Source organism: Candidatus Zixiibacteriota bacterium, from assembly GCA_035574315.1.
Taxonomy (GTDB): domain Bacteria; phylum Desulfobacterota; class Binatia; order UBA9968; family UBA9968; genus DATLYW01.
In genome coordinates, this window is sequence record DATLYW010000024.1 from 81,594 (window position 1) to 92,025 (window position 10,432).

A 10,432-nucleotide genomic window follows, 5' to 3' on the forward strand; every position below is an offset into this window, starting at 1 on the left:
GCGCAACTGAAGTGACCGAGCCGTTCGACCAGTCGATTGCCGCCCGCCTGCGGTTGCTTTTCGGCGACCGCACGATCCTCACCTCCCTCCAGCCGCTCGCCGGCGATGCGTCGAGCCGGCGGTACTATCGAGCGGTCTTGCAGGGTCCTTCCGCTCCCCCTTCAGCGGTCATCATGCAGGTTCCGGCCGGCGCCTCCCTGCCCCTTTCCAGCGAGGAGCTGGCGGTTTTCAAAGAGCCTCCGAAAGAGCTGCCGTTTCTCAACCTCCATCGCTTTCTTGCGCGGCTGGGGGTCCGCATTCCCCGTCTCTACGGCTCCTGGGAACGAGAAGGGATTCTGGTGCTGGAAGATCTCGGGGACGTTTGCCTGTGGGACCGCGTCCAGGGGCTTCCCGCTTCCGACGTCGAGCTCTGGTATCGAAAGGCGATCGACGTTCTTTTGCGGCTTCAGATCGGCGGCACCGCCAGGCCGGACGAATCCTGCCTCGCCTTCCAGCAGCGCTTCGACTTCCGCCTCTACATGTGGGAGTTCGACCACTTTCTGGAATACGGCCTTGAGAAACGACCCGGAGGGAACTTTTCCCGCGCGGCCGCAGAGCAGCTGCGCTCCGCTTTCAAGGAAATCGCCCGCTGCCTCGACGCTCTTCCGCCTTGCCTGAACCATCGCGACTACCACAGCTGGAATCTGATGGTGCGGGGCGAAGAGATCGTGGTGATCGATTTTCAGGATGCGCTGCTCGCGCCCGCTCCGTACGACCTCGCCTCGCTCCTCAACGACCGCGAGACGGACCGCGTGATCACTGCCGGCCTCGAGCGCAACCTGCTCGGCTATTACCTGCAAAGAAGCGAGGAGATGGGGGCGCCGCGCGGCGGGCCGGACGAGTTTTTGCGCTTCTATCTGCTCTCGGCCATCCAGCGGGACTTCAAGGTCGTCGGGCGCTTCTATTATCTCGACCTCGTCAAAGGGAAACCCGCGTACAGGAAATTCATCCCGCCCACGCTGCGCCGGCTCAGGCGCAATCTCGCCCGGCTCCCCGAAACCGAAGCGCTGATTCCGCTTCTCGCCGAGTCGTACGAGGAAATGAGATGAAGGCGATGGTGCTCGCCGCCGGCCTGGGAACCCGCCTGCGGCCGCTGACCGAGACGGTGCCCAAGGCGCTGGTACGGGTCTGGGGCCGGCCGATGATCGAGTATCCGCTGCGGCTGCTCAAGCACTACGGGATCGAAGATATCGTGATCAATCTTCACCACGGCGGGCGGCAGATCCGGGATTACCTCGGTAGCGGCGCGCGGCTCGGGCTCAGGATCAGCTACTCCGAGGAGGAGGAGCTGCTCGACACCGGCGGGGGGTTGCTCAGGGCGAGACCCTTTCTCGAAGCCGGGACCTTCGTGGTGATCAACACCGATACGATCATCGACGTACCGCTCGCCGACGTCTTGCGTTTCCACCGGGAGAAGCGGGCCGCCGCAACGCTCGTCCTGCGGCCGGACCCGGAGGCGGACCGCTACGGATCGATGGATCTGTGCCGCGACGGCCGCATCTGCCGCTTTCTGCGCACGCGCTCGGCGGCCTGCCCTCCGGCGACGCGCGGCGTGATGTTCACCGGGCTCCAGGTCCTGGAGCCGAAAGTCTTCGATTTCATGGAAACCCTGGAAGCCGGACCGAAATTCAGCACGACGGTGCACCTGTACCCTCGCATGCTTGCCGCAGGCGAGCCGCTTTACGGTTATTGTTTTGCGGGCTTCTGGCAGGATCTCGGCGCGATCGAACGTATTCGGGAAGTCGAAAACCGCCTGAGCCGAGGCGAAGTCCGGCTTCATTATCTCTGATCTTCGTCTCCATCTTCCTGCCCGCATCAATTTCGGCGCCGAGATGCCCGAATCCCTGACGCCTGAACCCGGATTCCTTGGCTGAACCGCCACCGCGCGGCGGTATCGGACGGCCGAATGTTTGCTACCCGCCGGGCCGTGTGTTAGCGTGACCGCTTATTGAGCCTTCGATGGCCACACTCGCGCTCTATCTCCCGACGCTCGTCTTCATCTCGCTGGTGGGCGGCTTTCTGCCGCTGGTCCGAGAGCTTCAGCGCACGACTCTGGCTCTGCTCCTGAGCTTCAGCGCCGGGGTCCTGCTCGGGGCCGTCTTCCTCCACATGGTCCCCGAAGCCGGCAGGGTTCTCGGGGAGGACCTCGGGTGGGCGATCCTCGGCGGCTTCCTGCTCATTTTTATCATGGAGCGTTTTGTCTTCGTCCATGCGTGCGAGGAACGGGATTGCGACATCCACCAGATGGGCATCCCGGCTTTCCTCGGCATCTCGCTGCACAGCCTGCTGGATGGAATCGCGCTGGGCGCCGGCCTCATGATCCCTCAACTGGGCCCCGTGGTTCTTCTCGCGGTCATCATCCACAAGATGCCCGACAGCATCTCCATCTCTTCGATTCTGCTCAGCGCCGGCTGGGGCCGCCGGCAGGTCGCTTTCCTCAATCTCCTTTTCTCGCTGACCACGCCGGTGGGCGCCTTGATCGCGTATCTCTTTTTGCGCTCGCTTTCGCCGGAAGCGGTCGCCGTCGCTCTGAGCATTTCGGCGGGAACGTTCCTTGCCATCGCCACCGCGGACATCCTTCCCCAGGTGCACCGCATCGAACAAAGCAACCCGAAGACCCTGATGTTCCTCCTCGGCGGCCTGACCGTGAGCTGGCTGGGGCGGCTCTTCGAGCTTTAGGCAGTGGCTACCGCGGCACGCCGCCGTTCGGCGCGCCGCGCGCTTTGCGATCACGTCGAGGCGTTTCTTCCGTCCGGCCCAGCACAGCCAGAACCTCCTCGAGATCCCGGCGCGCGGCGACGAAGCCGGGGTCGAGCTCCAACGCCTTTCTGAATTCGCCGGCCGCGGCTTCGTACTGCTCCCGAGCGCCGTAGACCAACCCCAGCGCGTGATGGGCTTCCGCAGAATCGTCGAGCAAGATAGCCCGTTGCAAAGCCTGCACGGCCTCATCCATGTGGCCTTGTCTCGCCAGCGCCACGCCGAGATTCAAATGAGCCTCAGCGAGGGAGGGATCGAGCTCGACGGCTCGACGGAGCTCCCGGATGCCGGCCTCGATGTCGCCTCGCTCGATCAGCAGCCAGCCGAGATTTCTTCGTCCCTCGGCGTGGTTCGGATAGAGAGCGACTGCTTTTTCGACATGCTCGAAGGCGAGATTCAGACGGCCCTGAGCCGCGTAGAAATTACCGAGGTTGTAGTGGCCGGTGCCATAGCCGGGGTCCGCCGCGATCGCCTTGCGGGCGGTTTCAATGGCTTCGTCCACGCGGCCTTGTTTGTAGTAAGCGTTGGCGAGATTGTTGTAACCTCCCGGGCCGGGACCGCGGACGCCACGGATCGGCCAGTTCACTGGAACGGCAGCGACGAGGAAAACCGCCAGCGCCGCGCCGAACCGGCGCCACAGCCCCTGCCTCCACAGCGCCGCCGACTCAACCAGGGCCGCTCCCGCGAACAAGGCGAGCACCGGCACCAAAGGATAGCGATAACGGCCGAAAACAAAGAACAGCGCGACGCTCGCGGCCAGGGACAGGGCCACCGCATAGAGCACCGCGAGCCGGCGCCAGTGTCTCAGCGTGAGCCACGCGCCCGCGACGGCCAGCGGGGCTAGCAGTCCGAAGTGACTGAACCAGCCCAGAAAACGAAGCAGCGGCGACCACTGCTGATAAATGTAAAAATCGTCCGAGTCCTCGATCTCCCGTGCATTCCAGACCATGAGCCATTTTCTTCCCAGGAGCCGGAGCCAGTCCAGCGGATGGCCGCGAATGTAATCGACGGCTCGATCAAACCAGTAGTCGGAGACCTCCCCGGCATTCAAATTCCGACCCATCGCCCTTTCAGCCAACCGTACGGCGTCGCGCCCCTCGAGCTGGGGCTCGCCCAGCAATTTCCTGACCGAGCCGTAGGTCCCGTCGGCGGCAGGATTGTTGCCGATGAAGAAATTGGCTCCAAATTGCGAGGTGGTGAGCTTGAATTCTCCCCCCGCGGCGAAATTCCTCAATCCTACCGGCAACAGCACCAGCAACAGTCCCGCCAGAAACAAAGCGCACCAACGCAGCCGCGCGCCGGCCGATGTCGAGGCGAAGAACAGGCCGATCCACGCTGGAACCACGAGCACCAGGATCAGGGCGTTCTCACGCGAAAGCGCGAGCAAGCCGGCAACGGCGCCCATGGTGATCCAGAGATTTCGCCGCTGCTCTTCCATCGAGCGCGCCAGCAGAAACAGAAGGAACGAAAGAAGCAGCAAGTCCAGCACGCTTTTTTCGATGAGCGCATCAAAAAAAATCGCCGGGGCGTAAATTGCCAGAAGCATTCCGGCGACAACAGCCGCGGAACGGGAGAAAAGCCGGCGACCGGCAAGAAAGAGCACGGCGCAGGATAGCGCTCCCATCAGAACCTGAACAAAGCGAATGGCCCCGAGATCGTGTCCGAGAGCGAGCTGCAGGAGCCCGAGAAAATATGGGTACAGGGGAGCCTGATAGAATACCCCATCCCCGATCCAATCTCCGGCGGCAATCCGCCGGGCCCACTCGTCATAGGCCAGGCCGTCACCCGCCAGATGGTAGAAGAGAGGAATGGCTTCGATTTGATACAGATAGATGAGACGGAGAACGAGAGCACAGGCGAAGACGGCAATACACCAGGCTCGATCCGAGGCTGCGGCCGATTTGAACACGCGAAGCCCGAGAGCGTGGACGTCGGGTCTTTCCGCTCGCAACAGCCCCCGGACGGCGTCGGGGTGCGGGCGCTGTTTCTCCTTTCCCATGGGATCCGGCCGGCCTCCCGCCTCACCGGACGGCGTCGGCCTGGCCGGCGCCGCCCTCAGCGCGCCCCATCGTTCCGAGCGGGCGAGTCCTCGTCGCGTCTCGCCGGCGGAAACTGATAAAACGCCAAAAGCAGCCCCCTTTCGCGGCGACTATTCGATGGCCTGTGCGGGAGAGTGATCCTTTTCGCTGGACATGGATACAGCCAGGTCGGCCGCCCGCTGTTGGGCTCTAGAAGCTTCCGCAACCGCGTGAACCTCGCCTCCTTGACTTCCTTCCCGGTGTGGGATTAATGCATTCAGCGGCTCTGGAAACATTATGGCGTATAGCAGCCTGTCGGATTTCCTTCAAGTTTTGTCCCGTGAAGGCGAGCTGAAACGCGTTTCGTATCCCGTCAAGGCGGAACTAGAAATCACCGAGATCGCCGACCGGGTGATGAAAAGCGGCGGCCCCGCGCTTCTCTTCGAGAACGTGGTCGGGAAAGAGATCCCGGTTCTCATCAACGCCTTCGGCTCTTCGAAACGCATGGCGCTCGCTCTGGGGGTCTCCGATGTCGAAGAGATCGCGCGTGAGGTCGAGCGACTGGTAAAAATCCGGCCTCCCGGATCGTGGCGGGAAAAGCTCGGGTTGCTTGCGCGGCTGGTTCAACTCGCCGGCGTGCCTCCCCGGGTGGTCGCCGAAGGAGCTTGCCAGGAGGTCGTTCATCGCGATCCCGACCTCGGTCTTCTCCCGGTCCTGACCTGCTGGCCGGAGGACGGCGGTCCATTCATTACCCTGCCCATGGTCTTCTCCAGGGATCCGCGGGGCGGCACCCGCAACGTCGGACTCTACCGGATGCAGGTTTACGACAGCCGCACAACCGGCATGCACTGGCATCCCCATAAGGTCGGCGCGCGCCATTACCGCCGGCGCAAGGAAGAGGCGGGCCGCCTGGAGCTGGCCGCCTGCATCGGCGGCGATCCGGCCCTGGTCTACGCCGCGACGGCTCCCCTGCCCGATCAGATCGACGAGGTTCTGTTCACCGGTTTTCTGCGACGCAAGGGCGTGGAGCTGGTAAAGGCGTTGACCGTCGACGTCGAGGTGCCGGCCGATGCCGATATCGTGATCGAAGGCTATGTCGATCCCGCCGAGCCGCTGAGGCGGGAAGGACCGTTTGGCGATCATACGGGCTTTTACTCCCTCGCGGACGACTACCCGGTCTTCCACGTGACCTGCATCACCCACCGCCGCAATCCGGTCTATCTCACCACGATCGTGGGCCGGCCCCCGATGGAGGACGCGTTCCTCGGCAAAGCCACCGAGCGGATCTTTCTCCCGCTCCTGCGCCTTACGTTTCCCGAGATCGTCGACATGAATTTCCCCGTCGAGGGGGTCTTTCACAATCTGGCCATCGTCTCGATCAAGAAAGAGTATCCGGCGCACGCGCGCAAGATCATGCACGCCCTGTGGGGCATGGGCCAGATGATGTTCACCAAGACGCTGGTGATCGTCGACCACGACGTGAACGTGCACGACCCGGGGGAAGTCACCTGGATCGTCGGAAATCATATCGACCCCAGGCGCGACGTGGTGTTCGTCGATGGGCCCGTCGACGTGCTCGATCACGCCGCGCCCATCACCGGCTATGGATCCAAAATGGGCATCGACGCCACCCGCAAGTGGCCCTCCGAAGGCTTCGGACGGGAATGGCCCAATCCGATCGTGATGGATGTCGAAACCAAACGCTACATCGATTCGATCTGGGAGAAACTGGGAATATCGTGACGCCGTTCAGGGTTTCGGGTCCCGTGCCCGGCGTCCGGGCTTTCGGGTCCCGGACCCGGGATCTTCGGCCCGGTCAGGGTTAACAACGTTTCCCGTACACGGTCTGGAAGGATGGAGTTGCTGAGCAAAGTTCGCGACTACGGTCGACTGATTCGCTTTTCGCATACGATCTTCGCGCTTCCCTTCGCCTTTTCCTCGGTGGCCTTCGCCTGGCCGCGCCACCCCGTCACCCCTCGCGGCGCCTTCTGGATTCTTGTCGCCATGGTCGGGGCGCGCAGCGCCGCGATGGCTTTCAATCGAATCGCGGACCGAAAGTTCGACGCGCTGAATCCGCGAACCCGCGATTGGGAGTTGCCCCGACGAAAGGTGAGCGTTGGAGAGGCGGCGTTGCTCACGCTGGTTTCCTCGCTCGTGTTCGTCTTCGCCGCATACCAGCTCAATTCGCTTTGCTTCGTTCTCTCCCCGCTCGCTCTTGCAGTCGTTTTTTTCTATTCCCTCACGAAGAGATTCACCTGGGCTTCCCACCTTTTTCTCGGCCTGGCCCTCTCGCTGGCGCCCGTAGGAGCCTGGATCGCTGTGGCCGGAGCGCCGTCTGCCTGGGTCGATCTGATGGTGCCCCTGTTCCTCGGTCTGGCGGTGCTGTTCTGGCTCGCCGGTTTCGACATCATCTATTCGCTTCAGGACCGCGAGTTCGACCGCGTGCACGGCCTGTTCTCGATTCCCGTCCGCTTCGGCGTCTCGAGAGCACTGAAACTGTCGGCCGGCTTCCACGTCCTTACGGCGTTGTTTCTGGCTGCCGTCGGGCTTGCCGCCGGGTCCGGCCCGCTTTACTGGATCGGGCTCGTCGTGGTTTCCGCCGTCCTCTTTTGGGAACACCGGATCGTTAAACCCTCCGACCTGTCCCGGATCAACAGGGCTTTCTTCGATTTCAACGCCTACGTCAGCGTGGTTTACTTCCTGGCTACCGCCGGCGACAGCCTCCTCGCGACGCTCGGCTCCGGTCGTTGAGCCGGGGTCGACGCTCTCGGTTCAAAGGGAGGGATCTTTCCGGGTCAGCCCGCGATGATACGGCTGCCTTGACTTCGCAATGTCGCGGACGATAATGAGCCTCGGGCGCGAGGTCTGGTTCCAATATCAAGGGCCCAAGGAGGCCCGGGAGGGGCTTATGGACTGGAGAGCCGCCGCACGGTTTCAACTTTCCGCTGCGCTCGCCGCAGCGTTCCTTCTCTACGGGTGCGCCACCATTCAGGTGAGCGGCCAGATCCAACGGGGACGGGCCGCGTTGCTTCGCGGCGAACCCGAGGCTGCGCTCCCTCATTTTCAGCGTGCCGCCGAGATCGACCCCGGCTACCTGATCCCGGCACCCCTCACGGAGGGGGTATGGACCTACACAGGGCGAGCCTATTACGAGATGAAGCGCTTTCCCGAGGCCCGCAAAGCCTTCGAGCGGGCATTGTCCCAAAGCGGAGACGATCATTTTGCGCGGCTCTACCTGGGTCTTGTGCTCGGGGGCAACGGCGACCGGGAGAGAGGGATGCGCGAACTCGAGACGGCTCTCAAAGGATTCCAGAGCTCGCTCGACTACATAGAGCAAAACCATCCCGACGGTCGCTTTTGGGACTCCACCGGAGAGCTTCGCTCCGCCACGCGCAAGCAGCTCGCCGCTCTGTCCGGTAGAGACGTCAACTGGCCTGAGGTCGTTTCCGCCGGTGAATGGCTCGGCCGGCAGCTGGAAGAGGAAATCGACCTGTCCAAGCGCCTCAAACGCCTCGAGGACACCCGAGACGCGGACGGCGGGAGGGATGACAGGTGATCATCGTTGAAGCAGTTTTAAAGCACCTGGGCTGCCGACCGTCTGAACGAGGTTGCCGGCGGCATTGTTGATCGGCCGACAGGGACGCGGGCTTCTAATCCTGGCCTTTTAGCCGATCCCTGCGCTCTCTTCTCTCCTGGAACCATTCTTCGTCGTCGATACGGCTCAGAAGGATTTCGCTGGTCTGGATGATGCTTTCCTTCTCCTGAAGCCCTTTTGTGACGGCAAAGACGGCTCTTCTCAAGGCCGCCCGCACGTAGCCGTCCGTGTCCCAGAATTCAATACCGCGGTATCCTTCCTTCGAAACCTTGCTCAAGAGCGTGAGCCCGCCTTTCAGGCTCTCCAGTCCCTTTGCGTCATTACCCAGCCTGAGCTCGGTCAGCCCCAAGCTGATCCAGGCGATCTCGTCATCGGGGCGAATCGCCAGGGCGCGCTTGAGAATCTCGTACGCGTCCCGGTAACGACCGCTTGCGTAGTAAGCCCGGCCCAGCAGAGTGAGGCTGTCCTTGTAGTAGGGGTCGCGGACCACCACGTACTCCAGGCGCGCAACGGCTTTGGTCATGTCCCCACGCCTGCCTTTTACGACCTCCGTTTTCCCATCGATGTATTGTCCCCCGACGCCGATCCCTTCAGGGCGCCAGCAAGAACAAACCAGAGCCGCTACCGATACCACGAGCAAGGAACGGACGAACATACGAAGCTTTATATAGAAAAAAAAAGCAACAAAAAAGGGGGCGCCACCGAATGGCGCCCCCTTTTCGCTCCTGAGGTGTGCTGTTTGCCCCTAGAAGTTTGCTCTCAACCCCAGGTTCAGCGAGTGCCAGTCGCACTCCTTGCCAACGCGCTCGCTGCCCCTCCTGTTCACGCAACCCACGTCTCTCTGAAGCGAGGTCGGCATGTTGGGCGTGCTCCACCAGTTCCACCAGGCCCCTACGCTGAGACCGGGCCGCAGAAAATACCACACGTCTAGCTCGCGCTTGATAAGATGCCCTTTCGAGCTGGTGCTGTCGCCCGGCGTGCAGTCCGCTCCGGTGTTGCAGTCCATGTCGGCGCGGGCGAACGACCAGCCGACGAGAACCGAATTAGGCGTTCTCGAAGAGCCGGTGAGGAATCCCTTCGGGCTCCACAGAAACAGCTCGTTCTGCAAGCTCCAGGCAAAGCCTTTTACGTCACCCCCAGCAAAGGCAGTGCTGTCGTTGTCGTATTTCGAGTACGCCATCTCCGTGCGGAACAGATACGGCCCGACGCCCCACTCAAGGCCAGGATGCAACGTGTTGTGGCCGCCGCCACCGATGTTATTCGCGTCCATGGTGCGGATCCGGCCGATGCGGTCATCGGTTCTGAGCGCCAGGCGCCGGCTCACGCTTGAACGATCGTCGATCGAGGTCGCAAGCCAGCCGATACCGAGCTTCAGCCGCTGCAGCCATTTGTTCTTGGTCTGGCTGAAAGGCCGTGCGCCGACCTTGAGCTGGAACTGCTTTCGGTCCGTGTCGGAGTTCGTATTCTGGCTGAATCCTGACCCGATCCGATACTCCGTCCACAGCGTGAAGTCGCCGGAGCCCAGCTCCTTGTCGAGCCAGCCGAGACCGATGCCCGCGTGCGACAGGGTGTCGTACGCGCCGTCGTTCAACAGGTCCCGGGTAAGCTCGACCCGCGCGCTGCTCGAAGAGCTTCTCTGGACGTAGCTCGGCTGCTCCAGGCCGCGATCCGCGATCTCCAGCTTGGGGAGCCACGGGTTGATCTTGTCCAGGTTGAACATGAACCGGGTGTGCTGTGTGTTGGCGATGTCGCCGTCGTCCATGTCGAGGCCGAACCCGATCTCGTACAGGCAGTCGTTCCAGCAGTAGTAAACAAAGGGCCGGTTACGACGCATGAAGATGTCGCCCGTGGTGAAACCGTCCGAGTCGTTGCCGTCGAGGTAATTGTACATGTGAACGTGGAACTCGTGGCTGAAGCTGATCTGCCAGCTCTTGTCCGCCGCCGTGATCCCCAAAAAGCCGGTCCGGTAGGTGAACGTCGGCAGCGCCGCCGCCGCCGCCGTCGCCTCCTTCTTCAGCTCCAT

At 62.5% G+C, this 10,432-nt stretch carries 9 protein-coding genes; 6 read left to right on the plus strand and 3 right to left on the minus strand.

Annotated elements, in window-relative coordinates; translation table 11 throughout:
* The first annotated feature begins 11 nt into the window (after positions 1–11).
* The 3 genes from VNN77_07640 (at position 12) to VNN77_07650 (ending at position 2,718) form a co-directional block, all read left to right on the plus strand.
* A complete protein-coding gene (locus tag VNN77_07640; protein HXG51259.1) occupies positions 12–1,088 on the plus strand; it encodes a phosphotransferase in 1,077 nt (358 codons plus the stop codon).
* Complete coding sequence (locus VNN77_07645; protein HXG51260.1) at positions 1,085–1,828, plus strand: nucleotidyltransferase family protein; 744 nt, start codon at positions 1,085–1,087, stop codon at positions 1,826–1,828. Before VNN77_07640 ends, VNN77_07645 begins: the two co-directional genes overlap by 4 nt.
* A 170-nt stretch (positions 1,829–1,998) precedes the next feature.
* A complete protein-coding gene (locus VNN77_07650) occupies positions 1,999–2,718 on the plus strand; it encodes a ZIP family metal transporter (protein HXG51261.1) in 720 nt (239 codons plus the stop codon).
* A gap of 7 nt (positions 2,719–2,725) precedes the next feature.
* On the opposite strand, the gene VNN77_07655 is transcribed toward VNN77_07650, so the two are convergent.
* Positions 2,726–4,795: a tetratricopeptide repeat protein gene (locus tag VNN77_07655; protein HXG51262.1), complete on the minus strand. Its 2,070-nt coding sequence runs from the start codon at positions 4,793–4,795 to the stop codon at positions 2,726–2,728.
* 316 nt (positions 4,796–5,111) lie between these two features.
* On the opposite strand from VNN77_07655, the gene VNN77_07660 reads away from it, so the two are divergent.
* From VNN77_07660 to VNN77_07670, 3 genes are all read left to right on the plus strand, one after another.
* A complete protein-coding gene (locus VNN77_07660; protein ID HXG51263.1) occupies positions 5,112–6,557 on the plus strand; it encodes a menaquinone biosynthesis decarboxylase in 1,446 nt (481 codons plus the stop codon).
* Between the two features lie 111 nt (positions 6,558–6,668).
* Positions 6,669–7,565 carry a UbiA-like polyprenyltransferase gene (locus VNN77_07665; protein HXG51264.1) on the plus strand — a complete coding sequence of 299 codons (897 nt, stop codon included), beginning with the start codon at positions 6,669–6,671 and terminating at the stop codon, positions 7,563–7,565.
* Between the two features lie 157 nt (positions 7,566–7,722).
* Positions 7,723–8,370 carry a tetratricopeptide repeat protein gene (locus VNN77_07670; protein ID HXG51265.1) on the plus strand — a complete coding sequence of 216 codons (648 nt, stop codon included), beginning with the start codon at positions 7,723–7,725 and terminating at the stop codon, positions 8,368–8,370.
* A 94-nt stretch (positions 8,371–8,464) separates the two neighbouring features.
* Here VNN77_07670 and VNN77_07675 read toward each other — a convergent pair whose 3' ends face one another.
* Positions 8,465–8,932 carry a tetratricopeptide repeat protein gene (locus tag VNN77_07675; protein ID HXG51266.1) on the minus strand — a complete coding sequence of 156 codons (468 nt, stop codon included), beginning with the start codon at positions 8,930–8,932 and terminating at the stop codon, positions 8,465–8,467.
* A gap of 222 nt (positions 8,933–9,154) precedes the next feature.
* The coding region (locus tag VNN77_07680) for a hypothetical protein (GenBank protein ID HXG51267.1) at positions 9,155–10,432 on the minus strand (1,278 nt) is incomplete at its 5' end.